A 26,602-nucleotide genomic window follows, 5' to 3' on the forward strand; every position below is an offset into this window, starting at 1 on the left:
GCACGTCAACGTTTCAAACGATTGTAGCATGGCAAGCCGAGCCACGCCCCTTTACAAGCTCCGGCAGGCGGGGCAGAGAGAGGCCCGGCACCCTGGGGAGATGCGCCACCCGGCCGCTCGCCCAGGCTTCATGAACCGCATGATCCAAGGCAGGTATCACGATGACATCGACGCGCACGGAAACAGACACGTTCGGCCCCATCGAAGTGGCAAGCGACCGCTATTGGGGCGCCCAGGCCCAGCGCTCGCTCGGCAATTTCAAGATCGGTTGGGAAAAGCAGCCGGCCTCGATCGTCCGGGCGCTCGGCATCGTCAAGCAGGCAGCCGCCCGGACCAACCAGGCGCTCGGCCGTCTGGATTCCACCGTAGCCGATGCCATCGTCAAGGCATCGCAGGAAGTGATCGACGGCAAGCTCAACGACCATTTCCCGCTCGTCGTCTGGCAGACCGGTTCGGGCACCCAGTCGAACATGAATGCCAACGAGGTGATTTCGAACCGCGCCATCGAACTGCTCGGCGGCGTCATGGGCTCGAAGAAGCCGGTGCATCCGAACGATCACGTCAACATGAGCCAGTCGTCGAACGACACCTATCCGACGGCGATGCACATCGCCTGCGCGGAACGGGTGATCCATGACCTGCTGCCGGCATTGAAGCACCTGCACAAGGCGCTGGAAGCCAAGGTCAAGGCATTCGATCACATCATCAAGATCGGCCGCACCCACACCCAGGATGCAACCCCGCTGACGCTTGGCCAGGAATTCTCCGGCTATGCCGCGCAGGTCGCTTCCTCGATCAAGCGCATCGAGATGACGCTTCCCGGCCTTTGCGAACTCGCCCAGGGCGGCACGGCCGTCGGTACCGGCCTCAATGCGCCGGTCGGATTTGCTGAAAAGGTTGCCGACGAGATCGCCAAGATCACCGGCATTGCCTTCACCTCGGCGCCGAACAAGTTCGAGGCGCTCGCCGCCCATGATTCCATGGTCTTCAGCCATGGCGCGATTAACGCGACGGCCGCCGCCCTCTTCAAGATCGCCAACGACATCCGCTTCCTCGGCTCCGGCCCACGCTCCGGTCTCGGCGAACTGTCGCTGCCTGAAAACGAGCCTGGCTCGTCCATCATGCCCGGCAAGGTCAACCCGACCCAGTGCGAAGCACTGACCCAGGTCTGCGCCCAGGTCTTCGGCAACCATGCCGCTCTCACCTTTGCCGGCAGCCAGGGCCACTTCGAGCTCAACGTCTTCAACCCGCTGATGGCCTACAACTTCCTGCAGTCGGTGCAGCTGCTTTCCGATGCGGCCGTGTCCTTCACCGACAATTGCGTCGTCGGCATCGAGGCACGCGAAGACAACATCAAGGCGGCACTTGACCGCTCGCTGATGCTGGTCACCGCACTCGCTCCGAAGATCGGTTACGACAACGCCGCCAAGATCGCCAAGACCGCGCACAAGAACGGCACGACGCTGCGCGAAGAAGCCGTCGGCGGCGGCTACGTGACGAACGAAGAGTTCGACGCGATCGTGCGCCCGGAAACGATGATCGGCCCGGCCTGATCCATTTTGACACACCACGGCGCCTCGATGGCGCCGTGGTCTTCAAGCCGCAAACGCAGGAATAGATCGGCGGGAAGGCCGCAGTCGATCGAATTGCGGTTCGCGGCGGCGGCAAATATTAAGACTTCGCAAATCATTTGCCCCTAAAAATCATAACCCGTAAGCAGTGAATAATATTAGGGGGTTTGCACATGCAAACGGCAAATTCGGGCAAGACACAGACGCCCGATATCGCAGCGCAAGTGACCCATGCCATGCGCATGATGGGTGTCGCGCCTATCCCCCGCAACTACGAGCTCTATTACGAAGCCTATCTCGGTTCCAACCCGCAGCTCTCGAAGGAGCTCGCGGCACTCGGCAGCCGCGCGACCCAGGAAGAATTGGATGCGATCGGCGCGCAGTACTTCAGCCACATTCACCGCTCGAACGGCATCGAGCGCGCCCACACCACCCTTGCAGCCAAGCTTGCCGAGCTCGTTACCCTGTTGCGCGACGAGCAATACGCGCTTGAGAACTACAACAAGGTTCTCGATGAGGCCTATGTCAACATCGTCAGCAAGAGTGCATCGAGCGCGGATATCCTGCGCCACGCGATCGGCATCCTGACCGAGGCGACCGCCGAGACGATGAGCCAGGGCAAGGAGCGCGTGCAGACGGTCGTGCAGAAATCCTTCGAGATGGAAGTCATCCGGCAGGAGCTCGACGAGTACAAGCGCATCGCCAACACGGATTCGCTGACGCGCCTCGCCAACCGCCGTGCCTTCGACGACAATCTGGCCGCCGTCTACAACAATGAGCATCTGAGAAACTTCACCGGCCTGCTCGTTGCCGACATCGACCATTTCAAGAAGGTCAACGACACGTTCGGCCATCCGGTCGGCGACAAGATCCTCGCGACCGTCGGCGGCGTCCTTCGCGCCAACCTGCGCCGCGAGGCCTTCGTTGCCCGCACCGGCGGCGAGGAATTTGCCATCATCCTTGGCGACAGCACCCAGGAAGAATGCCTGCAGATCGCCGATCGCATCCGCACGGTTCTTGCGGCAACGCCCTTCCGCAATTCGAAGACCGGTGTCAACTACGGCCCGATCACGCTTTCCGTTGGCGTCTGCATGGCGACCGCAGCAGAAGACCCTGTCGATCTCTACAACAAGGCGGATATCGCGCTCTATTCGGCCAAGAATGGCGGGCGCAACAAGACCGTTCTCTTTGAAGACGGCATGCGCAAGGAATCCGGCCGCAACTGGCTGATCTATCGACGCTGACCTACGGCGCTCTGCGATCGAACTGACAATCGGCGCTCTTCATGGGCGCTTTTTGTTTGCCGGTGCTCGGGCATACGTGAAGGCACCGCCCGCTCTGAACGCTGCGAGGCAGCCGACTAGTGGCCGCAGGCATCCGCGCCCGCCGCCCGCGCGATCGCGATCAGCTCCGGCCGGTACTCGAAATGCATCGTATCGAAGTGGTACCAGCGGCCACCCCAGATGAAGCCGTGCTTCTCGAAAATCTCGACGATATCCAGCGGATAGCGGTTGCGATAGCCGTGCACCCCCTTCCCGGACCAGCGCCAGTAATCCGCAAAGCCCGTATTGAGATCGATCGCCGCGCCGAAGCTATGGACCGACAGCGTGGCAGCACCGGCAATCGGCCGCCAGTTGAAGGTGCCGGCGCTTGGGCTGAGATAGCGTTTGAGTTCGGCATGTCGCGAAAGATCAGCGGCGATCGCCTTCAGCGCCGCGGCCGTTCCGTGCTTCCGCGTCACCTGCAGCCGCTCGCCGAACCAGTCCACAGTGACGAGATCCCGCCTGACAGCCGTAGCACTGCTGCCATAGAGCCGCTTCAACAGCGCTTCGCTGCGGATGCGACCCGGATCGAAATCGACGGCCGGCGCTTTCGCACACGCGCCCAGCGGATAGATCTGTGACAGGCTGTCCTCGATATCCGCCGCGGCCAGCTTCTCTGCATGGCTCTTCTTCCTGCCGTCGTCGATGGAGAGCGGCCCCCCACCATCCCGCAGAACCAGGACATTGCCGTCGATCCGCTCGATGGCATCGGGGTAGGCCGTGGCCAGCAGGCGGAGCTTCTCGGATAGACTTGGCTCGCCGGCTGTCGCCTTGCCGGCCAAGAGCGCGAGCAGGAGTGCTGATGCACCTGTCAGAGCTTGCCGCCGCACCCTTGCCTCCACCCGCGCGCTTCGCTGAGATGGGTGACCGTACCGGTCAGTCCCCGCAGCAGCCTACCACATGGTCTTGGCTGCGCGCTCCGGCCATTCGCGGTCATAGGTTTCGCGGTCGAAATCCGTCTTGGCAGCCTTCAGCAACGTGCCGGGCGTCGGCAGCGATGCCGGATCGAGGAAGCGTTCCGGGTTCCAAAGCTGCGCGCGCATCACCGCACGGGCGCACTGAAAATAGACTTCACCGATGGTCACGACAATCACGCTGCGCGGGTGCTTGCCGTCGACCTCGAAGCTATCGGTAAGCTCCGGATCGATACTGAGGACGGCTGTGCCGTTGATGCGCATCGTCGTGTTCGAGCCGGGGATCAGGAACATCAGCGCCACGCGCGGGTCACGCACGATATTGGCGAGCGAATCGACCCGGTTGTTGCCGCGCCAGTCGGGAAGCAGCACCGTCTTGTCGTCGGCGATCCGAACGACGCAATCGTCGTCACCGCGCGGCGAACAATCGAGCCCCTCCGGCCCGACGGTTGCGAGCGCGCAGAAGGGCGAAGCCTCGATCATCAGCCGATACTCCGCCGTCAGCGTTTTGGTGACCTTGGCCACCGATGCTTCGCTAACACCGCCATAGAGCGCGTTGAGTTCCTCGACCGTGGTGATGACCGACATGCCGTCCTCCAATACCGAAAGATCTCCGGATCGATGGCAGGGCGCGGATTGCGAAGCGATTCCGGAGGCTAAAGCGACCCTTTGACCGATAGCATGACAGTCTGATGACGGCAGCAACGAAAAATAGTCAGGCGGCGGCTTTTTGATCTTCCGCGTGTATGAAGGCATTGATCCGCGCGATCACGGGTGCGGCCGAGACGATGCGGCGATGGCCGAAGCCGTTTGCCCAAAACATCTCCACGTTCGGCCCAGCGGCTGCATAGCGGCGGGCATGATCGGCCGCGACCTCCTTGTCGTCCTCCGCATGGATGACCAGCGTCGGCACGGCGAGGACGCCGATGATCCGCGCGGCGTCGAAATCCTCGAGGCGTCTGCCGGCGAGACGCTCGACAACATCTTCGAAGGCCGCCTGCGTCTTCGGCGCCAGGCGAAGAATTTTGCCGAAACCTTTGAAAAGCCAAGTCATCTCGCTCGGCGCGCCGATCAGCACCAGCTTCTTCGCCACATGGCTGCGCACGTCGCAGACGATGCCGCCCGCCGCACAAGCAAGGCTTCCCCCGCCAAAGGAATGACCGACGCAGACATCGAAATTGCCGAAATGCCGCCAGGCGGCGTCGATCGCCCTGACCGCTGCAGGCATCGTGAGTGTGCGTCCCGGCGAACCGCCATGCCCCGGCCAGTCGAGCGTCACCACTTCAGCGCCGCCTTTGACCAGGCCATCGATCATCGCAGCCAAGTAGTCGCTGCGCGATCCCCAGCCATGCACGAGCAGGATGCGCTTGGCGTTGGCGGCATTGCGCGGAGCGGCGAACTGGCGTGCCAGCACCCAGCCGCCGGCATAGGAAAGCGTCACCGGCTGCCCCGTGGCGATCACGGGCGCCGCGGCCGCGAGCGCCGCCCTCTCCTTGGCGTTCTTAGGCTTCCGGCCGGGCGTCACGCTGAAAAGCTTGAAGGCAAGCCTGCCGGCGGCCTCGGGCGAGAACGCTGCCACGCCTTTCAGCGTGTGGCGGATGACCTTGATCGCAAAGGGTGCCATAGTGGGAATCTCTTGTTATGTTCAATGCTGAACATAATTGTACAACGTTGAACAAAAATCAAGTGACGACAGAACACCATTTCCCTTGGGATCACCCCCGTTTCCGCAGCTGGATCGCGGTTGCGCGCGCCTGCCAGCTCATGCAGCAGACGGTGACGCGCGAGATCGCCCATCTCGACATCAAGCCGCCACACCTCGATATCCTGATCAACCTCTACCGCTTCGACGGCATTTCGCAGCAGGAACTGGCACGCAAACTGCTGGTGGGCCGCTCCAACATGAGCATGCTGTTGCCGCAGCTGGAAAAGCGCGGCCTGATCCTGCGCCGCGGTGACGAGAAGGACAAACGGGTGCTGCGGTTGTCGCTGACACAGGAGGGCCGCAACCTTACGGAGGCAGCCATGGAGATCCACACGGCGCTGATCGAGAAATTGCTGGACGACGAGCCGTTGGAGGACTGCATGGTGGTCACCCGATCCATGGAGCGGCTGATCGGGATACTGCTGAAAGAAGAGGACGAACTGGCCTGACGACAGGCATAGTCGAGATCAGCGCGGCTTTTCCGTCTTGTCGCGCGACATGCCCTTCTCAGCGAGTTCCTGTTCATAAGCACCGAAGAGCTCTCCACCCTTCTCGCCGAGTTCGCGCAGATAGCTCCAGGTGAAGATGCCGGTATCGTGAAAATCGTCGAAACCGATGCGCACCGCGTAGTTGCCGGTTGGCTGCACTGAAATGATCTGCACGTTGCGCTTGCCGGGCACCGTCACCCGTTGGCCCGGCCCATGGCCCTGCACTTCGGCAGACGGCGATAGTACCCGCAGCATCTCCGCCGAGAGATCGAAGGATGCGCCATCGTTGAAGGCGACGACGAGCCGGTGGCGATCCTTGGAGACACGCAGTTCCGTCGGCCAGATTTCACTCATATTGCCTGCTCCTGTTCGCGAACGGCAAACGCGATGCCGTCCATTCGCCGTGATCCGCCTGAAAGCTTCATCGCACCTTGCTTGCTGAAACCTCCTATCCCTGATGCGGCTTTGACTTAGGGATGAGTATGCACTAGCGCAGAAATCGGCTGGCGAGAATTACCCTGCTCTTCCGATCAACACTTTGCGACAGTATGCGCCTTGACGCGAGCAGGTTCGACAACGACATTGAAAGGGCTGGGAGAAAGACGTTTTGAACACAGCCACGATAGACAGGTTCGGCGCCAGGCCGCTAGAGCAGAAGACCGTTCCAATGATCGACCCCTTCGGTCGGGCGATTACCTATCTGCGCGTGTCGGTCACCGATCGCTGCGATTTCCGCTGCACCTATTGCATGGCGGAACACATGACCTTCCTGCCGAAGAAGGATCTGCTGACGCTCGAAGAATTGCACCGGCTCTGTTCCGCCTTCATCGCCAAGGGCGTGCGCAAGCTGCGGCTCACCGGCGGCGAGCCGCTGGTGCGCAAGAACATCATGTTCCTGGTGCGTGAACTCGGCAAGGAGATCGAGGCCGGCCGGCTCGACGAGTTGACGCTGACGACCAATGGCTCGCAGCTCGCGAAATATGCCTCCGAGCTTGTCGAGTGCGGCGTCAAGCGCATCAACGTCTCGCTCGACACGCTCGACGCGGCGAAGTTCCACCAGATCACCCGCTGGGGCGACCTCTCCAAGGTCATGGAAGGCATCGACGCGGCCCAGGCTGCCGGCCTCAAGATCAAGATCAACGCCGTGGCGCTGAAAGGTTTCAACGACGCGGAGATCCCCGATCTCATGCGCTGGGCCCATGGCCGCGGCATGGACCTGACGCTGATCGAAACCATGCCGATGGGCGAGATCGAAGAAGACCGCACCGACCACTACATGCCGCTCTCCGAAATGCGCCGGCAATTGGAACAGAGCTTCACGTTCTCGGACATTCCCTATCGCACCGGCGGCCCTGCCCGTTATCTCGAGGTTGCGGAAACCGGCGGACGGCTCGGCCTTATCACGCCGATGACGCATAACTTCTGCGAAAGCTGCAACCGCGTCCGCCTCACCTGCACCGGCACGCTCTACATGTGCCTCGGCCAGAACGACGCGGCCGACCTGCGCACTGCGCTCCGGGCCTCCGAAGACGATGCCTATTTGAGCCAGGTGATAGACGAGGCGATCGGCCGCAAGCCGAAAGGCCACGACTTCATCATCGACCGGGAGCACAACCGTCCCGCCGTCGCCCGCCACATGAGCGTCACCGGCGGCTGACCGTCCCGCACGATACCAACTTTGGATGAACAACCGGCAGGCGGCCCCTCAACCGCCTGCCGGCACCTTCTCCCTCGCCAAGCGGGGAGAAGGGAATGTGGGGCACACGCTCGTGTCCCCACGTACTCCGCACAGATGCGTCGACGGCCTGCGCTTTCCGGCGACCTACATTGGGACGTCTTGCCGCAGTGCACATCCCCCGCCCCGCCTGCGGGGTGAGGGTTACGGTGAGGGGCTGACAAGCCGGGCGGCAAGCCTTGAAAGCCGCCGTCGGAGGAACAGATCAGGCCGCGTAGCTCCCGCGCCCCTGCGCCTGCGCACCCATCCCCTCCGTACCGGTGCGGAAGCGCTCGATCTTCTCGTTAAGCGCTTCCACCTGCCGGCGAAGCCCGTGGATCTCGGCGGTGTTCTCCTCGACCATCGCGGCGTTCTGCTGGGTGATCAGCTCGACCTCATGCACTGCAGAATTGACCTCGTTGAGGCCGGTGTACTGGTCGGCTGCCGAAGCCTCGATATTGCTGACGAGGTCGTGGATCGTGGTGATGTGGCTGTTGATGACGGTGAGCGCATCGCCCGTTTCCTGCACCAGAGCAACGCCGCTCCGCACCTGCGCCGAGCTTTCGGAAATCAGCCCCTTGATCTCGCGAGCAGCTCCTGCGCAACGCTGGGCAAGCTCGCGCACTTCCTGCGCCACGACGGCAAAGCCACGGCCCGCCTCGCCTGCCCGCGCCGCCTCGACGCCGGCATTGAGCGCCAGGAGGTTGGTCTGGAAAGCGATCTCGTCGATGACGCCGATGATCGTGCTGATCTTCTCCGACGAGCGATTGATCTCCGCCATGGCGTCGATCGCCTTGGCCACCACCTGGCCGGAATGCTTGGCATAAGAATTGGTTTCGCCCACCGACACCGTCGTCTTGCGCGCACTTTCCGCCGTCGTGCGAACGATCTCCGTCAACTGCCGAAGGGCACGCGAGCTTTCCTCGAGTGCGGCCGCCTGCTGCTCGGTGCGGCGTGCCAGGTCGTCAGCCGACGACGCGAGATTGCCGGTGCCACCGGTGATCTCGCCTGTAACGACACGCACGTCGGCCAGCGTCGCGCGCAGTGCCTCGACCGCATTGTTGTAGGTGCGGGCCATGATGACGTAGTCGGCCGGCAGGTCCTCGGCCATGCCTTCCTCGAGATTGCCGTCGGCGAGAGCTGCGAGAACATCCGAAAGCGCATTCAGCGCCTGCATCTGCTCGGCCTCAACCCGGGCACGCTCCGCGGCGCGGCGCGCTTCTTCTTCTGCCGAAAGCGCACGCGCCGCCTCCGCCTCGCGCCCCAGCCGCACGTTCTCGAGGGCATTGTCGCGGAACACGGCAACGGAGCGCACCATGTCGCCGATCTCGTCGCCGCGGTTGCGACCCTCGATGGCAACGTCGAGATCGCCGCCGGCAAGCCGCGTCATCGTTTCGGTCACGCGCTTCAGCGGGCCACGCAGCGTTTCGACCAGCATCAGGCCACCGATGATGGCGAGCAGCGTGCCGGCAATCATGGCGACGATCGAGACATCGGCCGAGCGCTGGCTGTCGACCTTGCCGGCTTCCTGCGCGCTGCTGACGAAACTCTCAAGCGTGGTGCTGGCAGTGGCCACGAGTGCCGAAGCTTCCGCCTTGGCCGCCAGCCAGCGGCCGCCGACGTCGATCAGTGCCGCGGTGTCCTTGTCGATGTTGCCGAGCGAGGGCCCAAGCTTCGCCGGAAGATCGCGAAGCGCCGCGTTCTTGCCGCCGAGTTCGCCGAGCTTGCCCGCCGTTTCGCGAACCGTCTGGATGTCAGCCATGACCGGCTCGCGGCCCGCGGCATCGAGCTTGCGGTGCAACTCGCTGATATGCAGCCGCGTGCTGTCGAGCCCCTTGAAGGTATCGCCCATCAGCGCGATGAGGGTCTTCAGTTGTGAAATCTCGGCATCCATGCCGACGAAGCGCTTGGCCGCCGTATCCGAGTTCTTGGCTGCCTCCTTGGCGAAGTCCGCTTCATATTTGGAGAACTTGCTGAGGATCGGCACCAGCGCGTTTTTCTTCGCCTCGCTGTCTTCGGCACCGGCAAGGATCGCCTGAACCTTGAGCGCCTGTTCCTTCACGTCGGCAATCGGCGCTTGCACCTTTTCCGAGGCAATCTTTTCGGCCTCATCGATCTGCTTCACGAGATGCGGCAGCAGCTTGCCCGCCTGATCGATCTTGGCATCCGGATTGACGGCCATCGTGACCGGCAGTCGGAATTTCTTGATGCGCTCGGCCAGGCCCTGATAGGCGGCGGCATCGAAGAGCAGCGCCTTGGCGAAGGCTTCCTTCTCGCCGGATTCCTTGCGGATGATGTCGATCTGCTTGTAGGCACTGTTGCCCTGCTCGGTCATGTCGGCGAGCGCCGTTTCCAGCGATGCCGTCACCTGGTCCCGCTCGAGCTTGGTCACCCAGAGCTTTTCCGTCTGGCTGCGCATCGCCTCGCCCAGCGCCAGCACCGAGGCGATCTCCGCCTTGTCCTCACCGCGCGTCAGCAGGCTGTCCAGCGTCTTCACGCCGCTTTCCTGCTCGTCGATCTGGCTCGCCAAAGCAGCCCGCGTTGCCTCGCTCGGCGCATCGGCAAAAGCCTGCAGCGCGCTGCGCAGCGCCTGGAAATCCGAGAGATTGTTGATGGTTTCCCGCGTCACGGTCATATGGCCGTTGAGCGTGCGGGCGGTAAAGAAGCCAATGAGACCAATACCGGCAATCAGCGCCACAAGCGGAACCACGAAAAGCAGAACCTTGGTGACGATCCGCAAGCGCTGCAGCAGGCGATCGATGAAAGACATTGCGCACCCCTGAATTATTCTTATGGGAAGCAGGCCCGCGCGGCGGCTTTTCTTGGTGGAAACACCGATGGGACGAGTGCCGAAGGCTCTCCTAAGCCTGGGCAGACGTCCCTGGAATGGCCACCCTGCAAGGTTACTGCGGTGCCACCCCGCCGATCGCGTCATGCGAATGGATGCGGAATTGCAGCGACGATAGGCAGCGAAACTTAAGATTCCGCGAATAAGCTCATGTTCGCCGGCGGAGTTTTAGCGGCCTGCCACAGTCTTCCGGGCAATTGAACTCAGCCGGCGCGGACCGTTCTACTTGCGCTGAAAGAAAAACGGCCGCCGCGTGCGAACCCGTTTGCACAAGCCGGCAGCCAATGCTTAAACATTAGGCGATCCATCCCGTGGATTCGCCTCCCCATTCGTCGACAGCGTAGCCCGCTCGCCGGCGCCGCAGGACAGCCAGCATGCAAGCCTCCACCAATTTCCGCGGCATTCTTTTCATGTGCCTGGCGATGGTCACGTTCTCCTGCAACGACGCGCTCGTCAAATCTGTCACCGGCGCGATGAATGTCGGCCAGATCATCTTCGTGCGCGGGCTGCTGACGACGCTGATGGTGGTGCTGGCCGCCTGGCAGTTTCGCGCCTTTCGGCCGCTCCGCACCCTGATGAAGCCGGTGATCCTGCTGCGCATCGCCATGGAGGCGCTCGCCTCGGTCACCTATATCTCCGCCCTCGGCCAGATCCCGCTCGCCAATGCCTCGGCGATCATGCAGGCGCTGCCCTTGGCCGTCACGCTCGGCGCCGCCCTGTTCCTCGGCGAGCCAGTCGGCTGGCGGCGCTGGACGGCGATCATCGCCGGCTTCATCGGCGTGCTGATCGTGCTTCGGCCCGGTCCCGAGGGCTTCACGCCGGCGGCACTGACCGTCGTCGCCTGCGTGTTCGTCACGGCAACCCGCGATCTCTGCACCCGCCGCATCGGCCATGACGTGCCCTCGCTTTACATCACCGTGTCGACCTCCCTTGTCACAACCATCGTCGGTGCCGTCCTCATCCAGCCGATGGGCGGCTGGCAGCCAATGTCGGCGACGACCTTCAGCCACATCGCCGCCGCGAGCATCCTGCTGATGCTCGGTTACCAGACGATCGTGCTGGCAATGCGCGCGGGCGATATCTCGGTCATTGCGCCCTTCCGCTACACCAGCCTGATCTGGTCGATCGCGATCGGCATCTTCTTCTTTACGGAAGTGCCCGATAGCTGGATGCTGGTCGGCGTTGCGGTCATTATCGGTTCGGGCCTCTACACCTTCTACCGCGAGACCCTGCGCGGCCGAAAAGCGGTCGCCCAGCGCTCGCTGACCGGCCCTTTGGAATAGGAGCCGCGCGATGCCGGACACCTCACGCCGTCTGATCAGCGAACCGCTAACCGCCGTCATCCTCGCAGGCGGACTGTCGCGCCGCATGGGAAGCCCCAAGCCCGACCTTCACCTGGGTGGCCGCACGATGCTTTCGCACATCATCGAGCGGCTTCGTCCCCAGGTCACCAGCATAGCCGTCAACCTCAACGCCGAACCGGCAGACGCCGTCGACGGAAATACGCCCGTCATTGCCGATACGGTTCCGGGTTTTCTCGGACCGCTCGCCGGCGTGCTGACGGCCATGCGCCATGTGGCAGGGGCTACGCCGGAAGCATCCCATGTCTTGGTCGTTCCCACCGACACGCCCTTCTTTCCCGATGACCTCGTCGCGCGACTGATCGCCGCCTTGACCCAACGTCAACAGATTGCCGTAGCGGCATCCGTCGGCCAGATGCATCCACTGTTTGCGCTCTGGCCAGTTGCGCTCGCCGACGATCTGGAGAACTGGCTGATGAGCGACCCGAAGCGCCGCGTCCGTGCCTTCATCGAACGCCATGCCTCGGTAACGGTCGACTTTCCTGTCACCATGACGCCGAAGGGCGCATTCGATCCCTTCTTCAACGTCAACACGCCTGCGGATCTCACCGAGGCGAAGGGATGGTTGAGCTTTTTCGAGGACAGCAGAGCATGAACGCCATGAAGATCTTCGGCATCGCCGGCTGGAAGAATTCCGGCAAGACCGGACTGATGGTGCGACTCGTCACCGAATTGACGCAGCGCGGCTACGTGGTTTCCACCGTCAAGCACGCGCACCACGACTTCGACATCGACAAGGTCGGCGCCGACAGCTACCGCCATCGCGAGGCTGGCGCCCACGAGGTGACGATCGTCTCCGGCACGCGGTTTGCGATCATGCACGAATTGCGCGGCGCACCGGAACCGTCCTTCGAGAACATCCTTGCGCGGCTTGCCCCTTGCGATCTTGTGCTCGTCGAAGGCTACAAGCGCGAACCGATCCCGAAAATCGAGGCCCGGCGCCTGGAATCGGCGAACCGAGAGCCGCTGGCCCCCACCGATCCGCACATCTGCGCGATCGCTGCCGATCACCCGGTTGCCAATGCCGATCTTCCGCTTTTCGACCTCGACGACACCATCGCGATCGCCGATTTCGTGGAGAAGGTCACAGGGTTGCAGCGCAAAGGCGTCTGAAAGGCGCGAAGGCGCTGCAGGCTCAACGCTGCGAGGCGCGGCGATGCTCTTCCGGCAGCTTCGCCAGCAACTCCTGCGCCTTCCGCATCCCCTGCGCGGTGGCCTTGGCATACCATTCGGCCGCGGCTGAAAGGTCCTGCTCCACCCCATCGCCTCTCGCATAGGCGATACCGAGAAAGAATTGCGCGTCGGCATTTCCTTGCTCCGCCGCCTTGCGGAACCACCGGACGGCAGCCGGAGCGTCAATCTCCACGCCGATGCCGTTCAGATAGGCCATGGCGAGATTGAACTGCGCCAGGGCATAACCCTGGTCAGCCGAAAGCTTGTAGAGCCGCGCCGCTTCCTTCACGTTCTTCTCTATACCTTGGCCGTTCGCATACATGACCGCCAGGTTGAATTGCCCCTTCGGATCTCCGCGATCAGCAAGCATCAGGAACCAGCGGTGCGCCTCCGCGTAGTTTTCATTAACGCCGGCACCCGTCAGGTACATGGCGCCGACATTCATCTGGGCTTGCGGGTTCCCCTGCTTTGCCGCCTTCAGGAACAGCTCGAATGCCTGAGCCTCGTCCTTCTCGACGCCGCGACCCAGCATGTAGAAGATTGCCAGATCCACCTGCGCCGAGGCCATGCCCCGGTCGGCCGCCAAGCGGCACCACTTTACCGCTTCCCGATCGTCGCGCCCGACGCCGAATGCGCGCACGTAGATGGTGCAGAGGAGATTTTGTGCCTGCCCATTTCCGCCACGCGCAGCAAGCCGCAGCCAGCGATCCCCCTCCTTGGTATCGACCCGCCCGGCCTCGCTGTTGAAATAGAGCCTGCCGGCATTCGTTTGTCCTTCGATGTTCCCCTGCTCGGCTGCTCGCACATACCAGTTGAGCGCCTCGGGAACGCTACGTTCGACACCGGTGCCTCTCTCGTACATGACTCCGAGATTGAACTGAGAGCGGGGTTCCCCGCCGATCGCGGCGCGCGACTCCCATCGGTAGGCCGCTGCGTCATTTCTCAGCGTGCCGTTGCCCTGCAAGTAGGCGACGGCGAGATTGTGCATGGCCGCAACCAGCCCCTGCTCTGCCGCCTTGCGATACCATTCGAAGGCCTCAGCAAGGTCGCGCTTCGTTCCACGCCCCTCCTGGAGCAGGTAGCCCAGGTTGTATTGGGCGGTGGCGTAACCTTGTTCCGCAGCCAACCGATAGTAGACGATAGCCTGCGCCTCGTCCTTCGCGACACCCAAGCCGCGTTCGTAGTGAACCCCGAGACTGAATTGGGCGGCCGGCATCTTCTGCTCGGCTGAAGGCCGATACCAGCGTAGCGCCTCGGCATAGTTCTGCCTCACGCCCTCGGCACCGTTGAAATAGATAGTGCCAAGCAGGAATTGCGCTTTCGCGTTACCCTTCTCGGCCGGCCCCCGATACCAGCCGATGGCTTTCAAAACGTCGCGCGCAACACCCTCACCTGTCTGGTAGCGTATGCCGATATCGATCTCAGCCTCGACATCGCCTTTCTCGGCGCGCTCCAGCACTTGCTCGAACGGCTGCAATGGCGCACTCGCACCATCTGCGCGCGCAGGCGACGCGAATGCCTGCGATAGCAGCGCGACAACGAACCCGATAACGATACGCTTCATCCACTCCTCCAGAGCCAGACGCATAGCTCGACAAGCCTAAGGGGGAGCTGCCGGCAACGGAAAATGGAATTCGACAAGCCGCTACTTTGCGTCGAGCAGCGGCCTTGCAACTGTCATGAGAGAAACGGCTTGGTCGAGCACGCACAATCCACCACGAGATATGGGATATGGAACGTCGCCGCGCTCGGGGAGATATCACTCGACGCAGACATTTTCCGGCGCTGACCATTTCCTGACGGACATTTTCCGCAGCCAGCCGCCAAAATCCGTCAATTCGTCGCGCCGACTGTCATTTCATCCGGGATGTCGTTCAGCCGGACGAAGCTGTAGCCCTTCGCCTTGAGATCGAGAATGCCGCGCGCGACGCCGGCGCCGGCGGAATGGGTCGGCTGGTTGATATGGGCGATGATGACGTCGCCGTCCTTCGCTGCGCGAATGCGCTTTTCGGCGACGGCTGCGCCGAGCAGCGAGCCGCCGTCGCCGTTCACCGAGTAGCCGGCGATGCGATAACCCATGGCGCGGATCTGGCTCATCGACGAATGGGTATATTTGGCGGTTGCCCCACGGAACCAGTGCGGCGCCGGCAGGCCATGCGCCTTGATCGCCGTCGCACCGCCATCGACTTCGGCCGCAACCGCAGCCTCCGACCCGGCCGCCGCCAGACCATAGACCGAGACCTTCACGTCGATCGACGGCACATGCATCGCGCCGTGATCCTCGATCTCGAACAGATCCGGATGCGCCTTCATCACCTCGACGACGAGGCCGTTGCGCTTCAGCCAGCGCGCGGTCACGAAGATCGTCGCCGGAATGTGGTTCTCGATTAGGGTGCCGAGGATGCGCATGTCGGTCGCGCCGCTGCAGGCATCGAGCGTCAGGGCGACGCGCGGCGCCCCGCTCTTTCCATCTGGATTGGCCGGCAGCCGCAGATCCGGCTCCACGAGCCCCGGTGCTGCGACAGCCGATTGGGTGAGGATGGCGAAGGCGAGGAACGGCAGGGCAACGGCTTTCATGGCAATCCGGAAATTAAAGAGGCTGGAGATCTGTGAAACGACGGAAACCCGCCTTTTGCGAGGCGGGTTTCCTAGAGCTATTCGGACATTCCTGCCCGAAGCTTGATCAGCGCTGTGCGACTTTGATCAGCGCTGGGCGACTTTGTTAGCGCTGCGCGACCGGACGGACCAGCGGCGTGACGCGGCGAATGGTGACGCGGCGGTTCTGCTGTTCGGCCTCCTCAGTCCGCACCTTGAGGAAGCGCTCGCCGTAGCCCTGGGTCACAAGGTTTTCCGGCGGAATACCGTAGACCTCGGTCAGCAGCGATGCGACCGATTCGGCGCGCTTATCCGAAAGCACGAGGTTCGAGCGGTCCGAGCCGACGGCATCAGTGTGGCCTTCGATGAAGAAGGTTTCACCCGGATCCTTCGCCAGAACCTTCTCCATTGCGGCCGCGACCTTGCGCATGGTTTTCGCCTGCGACATCGACACTTCGGCGCTGCCCGTCGGGAAGGTGATCGTATCGAGATCGATACGGCGAACCTTGTCGCGCAGGCGGGCCGAATGACGCACCTCGTCCATCGTGTAGACGCGCTCGACACGCTCGACCGGCGGCTCGGCCAGGAACTCGTAGTAGTCACGGTCCGGGTCGTCGGAAACGTCGGCAATATAATCACTCACCGGGATGCGCAGGCGCATCGGCGGCAGTTCGTAGCCGACGTCGATGATCGCCGGACGCGGACCTTCGTCACGCTCGGGCGCGTAGATCATCAGGTATTCGTTGCCGTCGCGGTCAACGCGCGAGCGCTGCAGGATGTCGCCGTAGCGGTTGTAGACGGTGACGATCCGGTAGCCGCCCGGACGCAGGATGGTTTCGCGGGTGCGGCCGCGCGGAAGTTCGTCGTAATAGGTCTCTTCCGCATCGTGACGCAGACGCGGACGGTCGTCGCCGCGCACGAAGATCTGATCGCCGACGCCGAGGATCACGCGGTTGTCGACCTGCTCGACGACCTTCACCTCGGTGATGTTGTTGGTGACGTTGTTGACGGTCGTGTTGTTGTTGATCACCGTGTTGTTGATGACGGTGTTGTTGACGATGTTGGTCGTCTCCGGAACCACGAAGACCGGCGCCTCATCGACGCGCGTGCCCTTTTCGTTGAGGTTCGCCTCGATCTTCTGCGTCAGGTCGGCCGGGGTCTCGGCGGTGATGGCAGCCTGGGATGCGGCATCGTCTGCCGGCGCCGGCGCGTCTTCTTCCTTGGCGCGCAGCTCCTCGCGCAGCTTCTGGCGCTCTTCGCGCGCCTGGTTGCCGCCGGCATTGTCGGCGTCCTTGTCGCTGTCGAGCACGGCCGCACCGTTTTCAACCGGCAGAACGACGGTCTCGTCGGTCGCCGCCGGGTCTTCGGCGATCTTCACCTTTTCTTCTTCGGTGCGGGTGTCGACCACTTCCGGAACCGGCTGCTGCACCTGCGGCTGCTGCTCGGCGGTCGCCGGCTGCTCGGTCCCCGGGACGGGTTGACCTTCGCCGGTCTGCGGCTGCTCGGTGCGAGGCACAGGCTGGCCCTCGCCGGTCTGCGGTTGCTCCGTGCCGGGCACAGGCTGGCCCTCGCCGGTCTGCGGTTGCTCCGTGCCCGGTACAAGCTGGCCTTCGCCAGTCTGGGGTTGCGGCTCCGTGCCCGGCGCCGTTTCGGTCGGCGCGGGCTGTTCGCCTGCCTTCTGCTCTTCGGTCACGGGCGGCTGCTCGCCGGCCTTCTGCTCTTCGGTGGTCGCAGGCTGTTCGGCTGCCTTGCCGCCTTCCGGCGGGCATGCGGTCGATGCATCCTGACCTTCCGGTACGACGCAGGTACCGGGCTGAGCCTGCTCCGCAGCTTTCTGCTGTTCTTCAGCTGCCTTCTGCTGTTCGGCAGCCTGGCGGGCAGCTTCGTCTTCTGCAGCCTTCTGCTGTTCAGCGGCTTTCTGTTGCTCTTCGGCGGCCTTCTGCTCTTCCGCAGCCTTCTGCTCGTCAGCGGCCTTCTGCTGCTCAGCCGCCTGGCGCGCAGCTTCTTCTTCAGCAGCTTTCTGTTGTTCGGCAGCCTGGCGGGCAGCCTCTTCCTCAGCAGCCTTCTGCTGTTCAGCGGCTGCACGGGCAGCCTCTTCCTCGGCAGCCTTCTGCTGTTCAGCGGCCTGGCGAGCGGCTTCTTCTTCAGCGGCCTTCTGTTGTTCTGCAGCCTGGCGGGCGGCCTCTTCTTCCGCAGCCTTCTGCTGTTCCGCCGCCTGGCGAGCAGCCTCTTCTTCGGCCGCCTTCTGCTGTTCGGCCGCCTGGCGTGCTGCCTCTTCTTCAGCCTGGCGCTGCTTCTGCAGCAGCAGCTCTTCCTCAGACTGACCGCCACCCTCCTGTGCAACCTCGAATGGCTTCATCAGGTTGTCGGCGACAGCGGGCGGAACCGCGACGGACACCGACAGCACCGGCAGCGCGACGGTTGCAAACAGTTTGGATCGAATCGACATTTGTCTTCCTTCCTCTTCTTGGGAGGTCCTGGTCCCGCATCCTCTTCCCAGCGTATGACACGGCTAAGAATGGGTGCGAACGCGAATACTCACGGGGCCTTGACCCAAGGTTCCGGCTTTTTTGTGTTGCCAACGACACGCGCCGTCAAGTGCAATGCCCGAGCCACGCGCCGGTTCCTTGATAAGGGCTAGCGGAGGCAAGATTAACCGGCGCTGAACGCACCGTTCATGTTCATTGCGCGACCCGCCACCACAATCTGCGGTCGAAATCCTTTTCCCGGTGAGCACCTTCGCTTTCCTGTTGATTTTTACAGGAAAAGAGTACGAATATCGCCGCAACCGGAGGCAAACGCTCCGGCAGAAATTGGCATCCGTGAAAAACAAAAAACCGGATGTCGGCCAACAGAGAGGACTATCATGCGTATTTCCAAGCGGCTGGCAGCCGCCGCATCGGCTGCCGTTTTCGTGCTCATGGCAGGCTCGGCCATGGCCGACGGCGAAAAGGTCGTTATCGGCACGGAAGGCGCCTACCCGCCCTTCAACAACCTTGCAGCGGATGGCACGCTGACGGGCTTCGACATCGACATCGCCAAGGCACTGTGCACGGAAATGAAGGCCGAATGCACCTTCGTCACGCAGGACTGGGACGGCATCATTCCGGCGCTGATCGCCAAGAAGTTCGACGCCATCATCGCATCCATGTCGATCACTGCCGAGCGCAAGGAAAAGGTCGACTTTACCAACAAGTACTACAACACGCCGCCGGCAATCGTCGTGCCGAAGGATTCGCCGATCACCGAGGCGACCGAGGCAGCGCTTGCGGGCAAGACGCTCGGCGCGCAGGGCTCCACCACCCATTCCAACTATGCCGAAGCGCATATGAAGGGTGCGGACATCAAGCTCTATCCGACGGCTGACGAATACAAGCTCGACATCGCCAACGGCCGTATCGACGCCGTCATCGACGACGTGGTCGTTCTCTCCGAATGGCTGAAGTCGACAGACGGTGCCTGCTGCAAGCTGCTCGGCACGCTGCCGATCGACCCCGTCATCAACGGCGAAGGCGCCGGCATTGCCGTGCGCAAGGGCGACGACGCGCTGCGCGAAAAGTTCAACAAGGCGATCGAAGCGATCCGCGCCAACGGCAAGTACAAGGAAATCAACGAAAAGTACTTCCCGTTCGACGTTTATGGCAGCTGATTGACGGGATCCGGCGCGATTTCCTAGTGAATCATGCCGGAGAAACGTCAGTTCATGCGAAAAATGCAACGGCGGACGGCTTGCCCTTCCGCCGTTTTTGTTTGACAAGAGCCTAAAACAAAGCGCGATCGATACACACAAAAACGGCGCAAAGGGGAAACTTCTGACATGAGCGGGTTGTTTGCCGGCTTCTATTCCATCCTTTCCTGGATCGGATCGATCGTCGATCCATTCTGCGGCCCCGTCGGGGTCTTTCGTTGGCTGGCGCCCGGCACCTTGCTGGCCTGCGGCGACACAGGCTGGGGCGACGATATCGCCTACGGCTTCGTGGTTACCGCGAGCCTTGCCATCGCGACGCTGCCCGTCGGCCTGCTGATCGGCTTTTTCATCGCTCTCGGAAAGCAGTCCGAAGAGCGCACCATACGGTTGGCCGCCAACATCTACACGACGATCTTCCGCGGCCTGCCCGAACTGCTGACGCTCTTCATCGTCTATTACGGCCTGCAGATCCTCGTTCAGCAGCTGCTGGCGACGCTCGGCTACGAGGGGCCGGTGGAGATCAACGCCTTCTTCGCCGGCATGATCGCGCTCGGCGTCGTGTTCTCCGCCTATTGTTCCGAAGTGCTGCTCTCAGCCTTCAAGGCCATTCCACATGGACAATACGAGGCCGGCGATGCCCTTGGTTTGCATCGCGGCAGGACCATGCGCCTCATCATCCTGCCGCAGCTCGTGCGCATCGCGCTGCCCGGTCTCGGCAATCTCTGGATGGCGCTGCTCAAGGACACCGCCCTCGTCTCGGTGGTGGGCCTGACCGACATCCTGCGCCAGACCGGCGTCGCCGCCCGCGTTACCAAGCAAGCCTTTGAATTCTATGGTGTCGCCTGCGTGCTCTTCCTGATCCTCGCGATGATTTCCTCGATCGTCTTTGCGAACCTGGAACGCTGGACCAAACGTGCGGAGATGGGCCGATGAGCACTGTTGCAACGATGATCCCGCCGCAGGCCCCGCCTCCGGTTCCGCCAAGGCCCTATACGCTGACCCGCTTCGTCGGCAGCGTCGCGCTCGGCGTCTGGCTGGCGCTTGGCGTCGGCATCTTCCTGACCGTCGTCAATGGCTGGGACCCGGAGAAATTCGCGAAATACGGTCCGCGCTTCCTCTCCGGCCTCGGCGTCACGCTGATGCTGGTCTCGATCTCGATCGTCCTCGGCGCCCTTCTGTCGCTGCCGATCGCGTTTGCCCGCATGTCGAAGAACAAGCTCTGGTCGTGGCTCGCCTACGGCTATGTTTATTTTTTCCGCGGCACGCCGCTGCTCGCGCAGCTCTTCCTGATCTATTACGGCCTCGGCAGTTTCCGCCCGCAGCTGGAAACGGTCGGCCTGTGGTGGTTTTTCCGCGATGCGTGGAACTGCGCGCTCTTCGCCTTCACGCTCAACACCGCAGCCTACCAGGCGGAAATCCTGCGTGGCGCAATCGGGAGCGTGCCGCGCGGACAGCGTGAAGGTGCCGCCGCCCTTGGCCTGCCCGAGCGCGTCGCTTTCTGGAAGATCATCCTGCCGCAGGCGATGATCGTGGCGCTGCGCCCCTACGGCAATGAAATCATCCTGATGATCAAGGGCTCGGCGATCGTCGCGATCGTCACCGTCTTCGACCTGATGGGCGAAACCCGTTACGCCTTTTCCCGCACCTTCGACTTCCAGATGTATATCTGGGCGGCCATTCTCTACCTGATCATGGTCGAGATCCTGCGCAACATCTGGAGCATGCTGGAAGCGCGGCTAACCCGTCACCTCAAGCGCTGATTCCGGAAATCACCGACGAGCAAAGCTTGGCAGCACTCTCCGTGAGATGCTGCCAAGCTTTTGTTATTTCTTACGAAAGTTTCATTTCAGGGCAAATATTAGCCCTTGATTAAGAAATCGGGCGTTTCATCATAGAGACCAACCTTTGCGAGAAGTGAGGTCCTAATGACGAACGAAATGGAACTGCAACTGAAGGGCTACGGCCTGACGACCGCTCAGATCCTCTACCACATGCCGGATCATCCAACCTTCCTCCAGACCTATGTGTGGCAGCACTACGACCTGGCACCGGACTTTCCGGAAATGCGCAGCTTCCTGAAATTCTGGGAAGAGAAGCTGGATGGACCGCTGCATTCGGTGCGCTATGTGCATCGCAAGCTGATCTCGGCGACGGAATGGCGCGCGCTCAAAGGCGAGTTCATTCTGCACTGAACCGCCGATCGAAACCGAGGAGCCTAAGGTGGCCTTCGGTCAGGCTACCGGCGTTGCGATCGGCAAGCCCTGATAACCGCGATCGCTCAGCGTTGCGGACGCTGCAGCCGATGCGCTCTCAGACATGCACCTCGCCATGCGCCAGTTCGCCTTCACGCGGCTCCCTGTGCAGCGAGCCGTAAAGGACAAGCGCATAGAACAGCAGAACGCCCAGGACCACCGGCCAGCCAGGCAAAGGGCCGAGTGCGGCATTCTCGGCGACATCGGTCCAGGACCGCACATGCCCGAAGGGTTCGCCATTGGCCGACATCTTCGGCGAGGAGATCTTCAGCGCCCAGGCCAGCAGCAGGATCAGATACATCCAGCAATAGTTGCGCTGCAGCCGCCGACAGAGCGCCTCGCGATAGGTCATCAGAAATGCCGGCTTGCGCAGGCTCTTGGCGATCGCCGCCGCCCAATTGAAGTTCGGCGCGCCGTCCGGCGCCAGGATTTGCGCGAAGTATCCGCGTTCCAACTGCCGCACGCGGGCGCGATAGACATCGAAGAAGCGGTAACGCCGCGCCTCGATCAAGAGCAGCAGCGTAATCAGCAGCATCGCGAAGAGCAGCACGCCGTGATGTGACGTCGGCGTCGACAGCGATACCGAAAGCAGCGCCGCAACCACGGTGATCGCCCAGTTCGAGGTTCGGTCGATGCGGTCGCGCCAGCCGGCCATACGGCCCATTTCACCGCGATAATAGTGCACGACCGCGTTGATCTGCTCCTGGGATGTTTGCGGCAGCGGCGGGCCCTTCGGCTCCTTGACCTCCGCACTGATGATCAGCGGACCGAGCTCGGCGGACATCGGCGTTCCTCCCGTCTTTTCTTATGCTTGCGATGATGACTCCTTTCCTCTCGCCGATAAATCCCGACGGCGTCGCAGGGCGCCGTTTTTCGTTCAAAAGGCCAATGAAAACCTATTTGTCGTCCGGATACCGATTAATCCGCTCCGGTAAACGATCGCCGACGGCGATTGCCAAAGCGCCTCTGCGGACGTAAGAAGCGCCCATGACCCAGAAGAGCACGAAAATCGACGAGGAAGCGCTGGCGGAAGCCTATAACCGCGCCCTCTCCCTGGAAAAATCCGGCAAGTTCGATGCCGCCGCCGATGCCTATGCCGAAGTGCTGGCGCTCGACCCGGAAGACCACGGCGGCGCTGCCGTGCGCCTGGCCTCGATGGGACGCGGCGAGACGCCGGTGAAGGCGCCTGACGCCTATGTCGCCACCCTCTTCGACCAGCATGCCGAAGTGTTCGACAACGTGCTCGTCGACCAGCTCGGCTACTGCGTGCCGCTCCTCGTGCGCCAGCGGCTGCAGGCGCTTGAGCTTGGCCCGTTCGATCGTGTGCTCGATCTTGGCTGCGGCACGGGCCTCACCGGCGGCGCGCTCCGCGACATGGCCGACGACATCACCGGCATCGACCTCTCCGAAAACATGGTCGAGATCGCCCATGAGAAGGATCTCTACGAGACGCTCTACGTCGCCGAAGCGGTCGATTATCTCGACGACAACGACGACGAGCCCTTCGACCTGATCGTTGCGACCGACGTGCTTCCCTACATGGGCGCGCTCGAAGCGCTGTTTTTCGGCGCGGTCGACAACATGGTGCCCGGCGGCCTGCTGATCTTCTCCAGCGAGACCCTGCCAACCGAGACCTTCGCCGGCCGCGATTTCATGGTCGGCCCGCACCAGCGCTTCGCCCACGCCGAGAGCTACCTGCGCAACCGCCTGGCCGCCACCGGTTTCGAGATCGTCGAAGTCGGCGACATCACCGTGCGTCTGGAAGAAGGCGAGCCGATCGCCGGCCATCTGGTGATCGCGCGCTTCAAGCCCTGATCACCTGCAGCTTCCTTAAGTCGTCTGCTATGTAAGGATAAAAATAGGGTGCCGCGGCGCTGAAGGCGGCGCGGCATGACGCATGAAAAGGGCGCATCCCACTTTGCGCCCTTCCCTCTTTTCGAGAGCTATCTAACAGGTGCCACCAGTCGCACCTTTTGGCCCATAGCGACTGGGCGCCGACAAAGATCGGGCGCGGAGCCCTTACTGGTGCGCCAGCGCCGTCTTGCCCAATGAAAACTGCCTTTCGTAGAAAATCCGGACGGACAGAACGACCCCGCCAATGAGGATTGCGATCCCTGCAGCTTCCATCGCGGTCGGCCATCGAGCATGAACGACGAGACCGCCGATGACCCCAAATGCCGTTTCCGAAACGATCAATTGCGCGGCCAGTGCAACGGGCAAGGTTCGAGACGCGACATTCCACGCCCACACTCCGCATACGGTTGCCAGAAGCGCGAAGGATGTACCCCAAAGATAGAGTGAGCCGGCGGCGTGCCACCCAAAACCGAGTTTTGGAAGCTGAAAGAGACCCATCGCTGCTCCAGCCGGGTAGAAGGCCAGCATCAAGATACCTCCGCCAACGAGGATAAGCGCGGACCACACACCGGAGGGCATTTCAGGTCGGACGGCCAAGGCGGCCTGATTGGCAATCGCAAACCAGACCCACAATGCCACCGCCGCAAGCGCCAGCGGAACACCGATCCAGAAGGAACGGACGGATTCCAGTCCCTCTGCCGTGAACGCTGTGCCATTGACGAAAACAAGACCGAGCAGCACCAGCATGAGAGGCACCGTCAGGGATTGCCATGAAACCGATCCCTGCCGCTGGTTGCCGACCACCATCAGAACGAGCGGAACCAAACCGAGAAAGGCGGGAGCAATCACCGGCCCAGCAAAGATGGCAGCTCCTGTCACCGTCAGGAAGTAGCCGACGTAGCCGATGAAGGCGAGCCAGATTGCTGAAAGCCAGTTTCGGAGCGTCAGGTGTTGTATCACCCCCCGATCCGAAAACAGAATACAGAGGCCGACCAGAGCCGAGACCACATGACGGACAAGAGCAAAATCAAAGGTGGAGTAGTCGCCGATGATGAAAGGCACAACGAAGTTGAGCGAAAAGGCGAAGGCCGCGAAGAGTGCGGCAAGAACGCCTACGTAGAAACTCTTGTCCATAGTCCGGCCTCATTGGTTTTTCGGACGCTAATGCTTCCCTTCACGGTCCGCCATGCATGTGTTTGACAAACACCTTTTCCAGATTGGAAGTCGGCGCTTGAACGACCTAGCAATTGAGCGAACTGTGCCTGGAAGGGCGCGTTGGACTTCAACTTCGGGGCCAACGTCGCTGGATTAGAGCGGCTCCATGTATACGGCGTGTGTTTGGCGAGCGCAGATGTGTACCAGAATGTACGGCGGGCGGGTTTTCTCGGCAGTTGAGGCACCTGGTGACTGCTCGCGGTACGCAACTGCCAACGCCACCCTCGTCACCATTGCTGGCCTGTGCCACATAACAGCACTCTTTTCCGCTCCCGTTCCATCGGCTACACCAAAGCGAAAGCAATGGGAGTATTCGGAAAATGGCAAAGGTCGCATTCATCGGTCTCGGCGTCATGGGCTATCCCATGGCCGGCCACCTCAAGGTCCGCGGCGGACACGAGCTGACGGTCTACAACCGTACCTTCGCCAAGGCCGAGAAATGGGCGGCCGAGTTCGGCGGCCGCGCAGCGCGGACACCGGCCGAAGCCGCCGATGGCGCCGAGTTCGTCTTCTCTTGCGTCGGCAATGACGACGACCTGCGCTCGGTAACGACCGGCAAGGACGGCGCCTTCGAAACGCTGAAGGCCGACGCCGTCTTCATCGACAACACCACCGCTTCGGCCGAAGTCGCCCGCGAACTCTATGCGGCAGCGAAGGCGCGCACCGCTCACTTCATCGATGCGCCGGTCTCCGGCGGCCAGGCCGGCGCCGAAAACGGCGTACTGACCGTCATGTGCGGCGGCGATGAACCGGCTTTCGATCGCGCCAAGCCGGTCATCGAAGCCTTTGCCCGCATGGTTGGCCTGATGGGCCCGGCCGGCGCCGGCCAGATCACCAAGATGATCAACCAGATCTGCATCGCCGGCCTCGTCCAGGGACTGGCCGAAGGCATCCACTTCGGCAAGAAGGCCGGGCTCGACATCGAGAAGGTTGTGGACGTCATCTCCAAGGGTGCTGCCGGCTCCTGGCAGATGGAAAACCGCCACAAGACGATGAACGCCGGCAAGTACGACTTCGGCTTTGCGGTCGACTGGATGCGCAAGGATCTCGACATCGTGCTGGCGGAGGCCCGCCGCAACGGTGCCAAGCTGCCGGTGACCGCTCTCGTCGACCAGTTCTACGGCGATGTCCAGGAAATGGGCGGCAACCGCTGGGATACGTCCTCGTTGCTCGCCCGCCTCGAAAAATGAGCCTCGGCCCGTCCTCGACCGCAGACGAGATCATCGCTCACCTGCGGTCGCTCGGCTCTGAAGACAATCTCGCCGGCATGGCGCGCTTCGGCATCGTCACCGAAGCCGCCCTCGGGCTCTCCAATGTCGAGCTGCACAAGGTGACGCGGCAGGTGAAGGTGGATCACCGCCGCGCGCTGAAGCTTTGGCAGTCCGGCATCCGCGAGGCGCGCATCCTGGCCGCGTTTACCGCCGACCCGAAAGAACTGACGCTGGAAGAGGCGCTCCGCTGGGGCGACGATTGCAATTCGTGGGAAGTGGTCGACACCGTTGCCGACCTTTTCATCGCCGCCCGCTTCGAGCGCGAACTGATCCCGGAATTCGCGGCCGACGAACGTGAATTCGTCCGGCGCATCGCCTTCGCGATGATTGCGACCGCTGCGGTCCACCTGAAGAAGGAACCGGACGCGACGCTCCTGAACTGGTTGCCGCTGATCGAGCGGCACGCAACCGACGAGCGGAACTTCGTGAAGAAGGCGGTCAACTGGGCGCTCCGACAGATCGGCAAGCGCAATTCCGCCTGCCATGGTCCTGCACTGGCGCTCGCAGAGCGCCTGGCCGAAAGCGCAAACCGCGCCGCCCGCTGGACGGGCAAGGACGCGGTTCGCGAACTTAAGAGCGACAAGGTGCTCGCGCGGCTTGGTCTCGATCAAAGCTGAGCCCGCTAGCGCAG

The 26,602-nt window shown here is 62.4% G+C and carries 23 protein-coding genes and 1 pseudogene; 14 read left to right on the top strand and 10 right to left on the bottom strand.

Annotation, left to right across the window (positions count from 1 at the left end):
* Window positions 1-100 precede the first annotated feature (100 nt).
* A pseudogene (gene fumC / locus AC070A_RS29555) lies at window positions 101-1,553 on the top strand (class II fumarate hydratase).
* A gap of 191 nt (window positions 1,554-1,744) precedes the next feature.
* The gene (locus tag AC070A_RS29560) at window positions 1,745-2,815 is read left to right on the top strand and encodes a GGDEF domain-containing protein (protein WP_113737262.1); all 1,071 of its coding nucleotides are present in this window, start codon (window positions 1,745-1,747) and stop codon (window positions 2,813-2,815) included.
* A gap of 116 nt (window positions 2,816-2,931) precedes the next feature.
* On the opposite strand, the gene AC070A_RS29565 is transcribed toward AC070A_RS29560, so the two are convergent.
* The 3 genes from AC070A_RS29565 to AC070A_RS29575 form a co-directional block, all read right to left on the bottom strand.
* The gene (locus AC070A_RS29565; protein ID WP_309239081.1) at window positions 2,932-3,723 is read right to left on the bottom strand and encodes a M15 family metallopeptidase; all 792 of its coding nucleotides are present in this window, start codon (window positions 3,721-3,723) and stop codon (window positions 2,932-2,934) included.
* Window positions 3,724-3,786: 63 nt separating this feature from the next.
* Window positions 3,787-4,395: a pyridoxamine 5'-phosphate oxidase family protein gene (locus AC070A_RS29570; RefSeq protein ID WP_058328295.1), complete on the bottom strand. Its 609-nt coding sequence runs from the start codon at window positions 4,393-4,395 to the stop codon at window positions 3,787-3,789.
* A 127-nt stretch (window positions 4,396-4,522) separates the two neighbouring features.
* A complete protein-coding gene (locus tag AC070A_RS29575) occupies window positions 4,523-5,431 on the bottom strand; it encodes an alpha/beta fold hydrolase (protein ID WP_057248855.1) in 909 nt (302 codons plus the stop codon).
* 17 nt (window positions 5,432-5,448) lie between these two features.
* Here AC070A_RS29575 and AC070A_RS29580 point away from each other — a divergent pair, with 17 nt between their 5' ends.
* Complete coding sequence (locus AC070A_RS29580; RefSeq protein ID WP_093232993.1) at window positions 5,449-5,961, top strand: MarR family winged helix-turn-helix transcriptional regulator; 513 nt, start codon at window positions 5,449-5,451, stop codon at window positions 5,959-5,961.
* An 18-nt stretch (window positions 5,962-5,979) separates the two neighbouring features.
* Here the strand turns inward: AC070A_RS29580 and AC070A_RS29585 are convergent, their stop codons facing one another.
* The gene (locus tag AC070A_RS29585; RefSeq protein WP_057248853.1) at window positions 5,980-6,354 is read right to left on the bottom strand and encodes a gamma-butyrobetaine hydroxylase family protein; all 375 of its coding nucleotides are present in this window, start codon (window positions 6,352-6,354) and stop codon (window positions 5,980-5,982) included.
* A 253-nt stretch (window positions 6,355-6,607) separates the two neighbouring features.
* On the opposite strand from AC070A_RS29585, the gene moaA reads away from it, so the two are divergent.
* Window positions 6,608-7,657: a GTP 3',8-cyclase MoaA gene (gene moaA / locus AC070A_RS29590; protein ID WP_082615752.1), complete on the top strand. Its 1,050-nt coding sequence runs from the start codon at window positions 6,608-6,610 to the stop codon at window positions 7,655-7,657.
* A 283-nt stretch (window positions 7,658-7,940) separates the two neighbouring features.
* Here moaA and AC070A_RS29595 read toward each other — a convergent pair whose 3' ends face one another.
* The gene (locus AC070A_RS29595; protein WP_113737264.1) at window positions 7,941-10,484 is read right to left on the bottom strand and encodes a methyl-accepting chemotaxis protein; all 2,544 of its coding nucleotides are present in this window, start codon (window positions 10,482-10,484) and stop codon (window positions 7,941-7,943) included.
* 452 nt (window positions 10,485-10,936) lie between these two features.
* On the opposite strand from AC070A_RS29595, the gene AC070A_RS29600 reads away from it, so the two are divergent.
* Genes AC070A_RS29600 through mobB form a run of 3 tightly spaced genes read left to right on the top strand, consistent with a single transcriptional unit; the run spans window position 10,937 to window position 13,036 of the window.
* Window positions 10,937-11,845 carry a DMT family transporter gene (locus tag AC070A_RS29600; RefSeq protein WP_113737265.1) on the top strand — a complete coding sequence of 303 codons (909 nt, stop codon included), beginning with the start codon at window positions 10,937-10,939 and terminating at the stop codon, window positions 11,843-11,845.
* 10 nt (window positions 11,846-11,855) lie between these two features.
* Complete coding sequence (gene mobA, locus AC070A_RS29605; protein ID WP_113737266.1) at window positions 11,856-12,518, top strand: molybdenum cofactor guanylyltransferase MobA; 663 nt, start codon at window positions 11,856-11,858, stop codon at window positions 12,516-12,518.
* Entirely contained in the window at window positions 12,515-13,036 is a 522-nt protein-coding gene (gene mobB / locus AC070A_RS29610; RefSeq protein ID WP_058328846.1) for a molybdopterin-guanine dinucleotide biosynthesis protein B, read from the top strand. The genes mobA and mobB overlap by 4 nt, the downstream gene beginning before the upstream one ends.
* A gap of 22 nt (window positions 13,037-13,058) precedes the next feature.
* Here the strand turns inward: mobB and AC070A_RS29615 are convergent, their stop codons facing one another.
* From AC070A_RS29615 to AC070A_RS29625, 3 genes are all read right to left on the bottom strand, one after another.
* Window positions 13,059-14,684 (bottom strand): tetratricopeptide repeat protein, encoded by a 1,626-nt coding sequence (locus AC070A_RS29615; protein WP_113737267.1) that lies wholly within the window; start codon window positions 14,682-14,684, stop codon window positions 13,059-13,061.
* 245 nt (window positions 14,685-14,929) lie between these two features.
* A complete protein-coding gene (locus tag AC070A_RS29620) occupies window positions 14,930-15,673 on the bottom strand; it encodes a polysaccharide deacetylase family protein (protein WP_113737268.1) in 744 nt (247 codons plus the stop codon).
* A 145-nt stretch (window positions 15,674-15,818) separates the two neighbouring features.
* Entirely contained in the window at window positions 15,819-18,140 is a 2,322-nt protein-coding gene (locus AC070A_RS29625) for an OmpA family protein (RefSeq protein ID WP_218374229.1), read from the bottom strand.
* A 417-nt stretch (window positions 18,141-18,557) separates the two neighbouring features.
* On the opposite strand from AC070A_RS29625, the gene AC070A_RS29630 reads away from it, so the two are divergent.
* The 4 genes from AC070A_RS29630 (at window position 18,558) to AC070A_RS29645 (ending at window position 21,571) form a co-directional block, all read left to right on the top strand.
* Entirely contained in the window at window positions 18,558-19,340 is a 783-nt protein-coding gene (locus AC070A_RS29630) for an ABC transporter substrate-binding protein (protein WP_057248843.1), read from the top strand.
* Between the two features lie 168 nt (window positions 19,341-19,508).
* A complete protein-coding gene (locus AC070A_RS29635; RefSeq protein ID WP_057248842.1) occupies window positions 19,509-20,312 on the top strand; it encodes an ABC transporter permease in 804 nt (267 codons plus the stop codon).
* The gene (locus AC070A_RS29640; RefSeq protein WP_057248841.1) at window positions 20,309-21,139 is read left to right on the top strand and encodes an ABC transporter permease; all 831 of its coding nucleotides are present in this window, start codon (window positions 20,309-20,311) and stop codon (window positions 21,137-21,139) included. The genes AC070A_RS29635 and AC070A_RS29640 overlap by 4 nt, the downstream gene beginning before the upstream one ends.
* Window positions 21,140-21,304: 165 nt before the next feature.
* Window positions 21,305-21,571, top strand: a complete 267-nt coding sequence (locus tag AC070A_RS29645; RefSeq protein WP_057248840.1) for an usg protein — start codon at window positions 21,305-21,307, stop codon at window positions 21,569-21,571.
* Between the two features lie 118 nt (window positions 21,572-21,689).
* Here AC070A_RS29645 and AC070A_RS29650 read toward each other — a convergent pair whose 3' ends face one another.
* Window positions 21,690-22,415 carry a DUF2270 domain-containing protein gene (locus AC070A_RS29650; RefSeq protein WP_057248839.1) on the bottom strand — a complete coding sequence of 242 codons (726 nt, stop codon included), beginning with the start codon at window positions 22,413-22,415 and terminating at the stop codon, window positions 21,690-21,692.
* 203 nt (window positions 22,416-22,618) lie between these two features.
* On the opposite strand from AC070A_RS29650, the gene AC070A_RS29655 reads away from it, so the two are divergent.
* Window positions 22,619-23,446, top strand: a complete 828-nt coding sequence (locus AC070A_RS29655; RefSeq protein WP_057248838.1) for a class I SAM-dependent methyltransferase — start codon at window positions 22,619-22,621, stop codon at window positions 23,444-23,446.
* A gap of 204 nt (window positions 23,447-23,650) precedes the next feature.
* Here the strand turns inward: AC070A_RS29655 and AC070A_RS29660 are convergent, their stop codons facing one another.
* Complete coding sequence (locus tag AC070A_RS29660) at window positions 23,651-24,619, bottom strand: DMT family transporter (RefSeq protein ID WP_057248837.1); 969 nt, start codon at window positions 24,617-24,619, stop codon at window positions 23,651-23,653.
* Window positions 24,620-25,020: 401 nt separating this feature from the next.
* Here AC070A_RS29660 and AC070A_RS29665 point away from each other — a divergent pair, with 401 nt between their 5' ends.
* The gene (locus tag AC070A_RS29665) at window positions 25,021-25,890 is read left to right on the top strand and encodes an NAD(P)-dependent oxidoreductase (protein WP_057248836.1); all 870 of its coding nucleotides are present in this window, start codon (window positions 25,021-25,023) and stop codon (window positions 25,888-25,890) included.
* On the top strand, window positions 25,887-26,588 hold the full coding sequence (locus AC070A_RS29670; RefSeq protein ID WP_113737270.1) for a DNA alkylation repair protein: 702 nt from the start codon (window positions 25,887-25,889) through the stop codon (window positions 26,586-26,588). The genes AC070A_RS29665 and AC070A_RS29670 overlap by 4 nt, the downstream gene beginning before the upstream one ends.
* Window positions 26,589-26,602 lie beyond the last annotated feature (14 nt).

Source organism: Ensifer sp. GW101-20A05 (assembly GCF_059424735.1).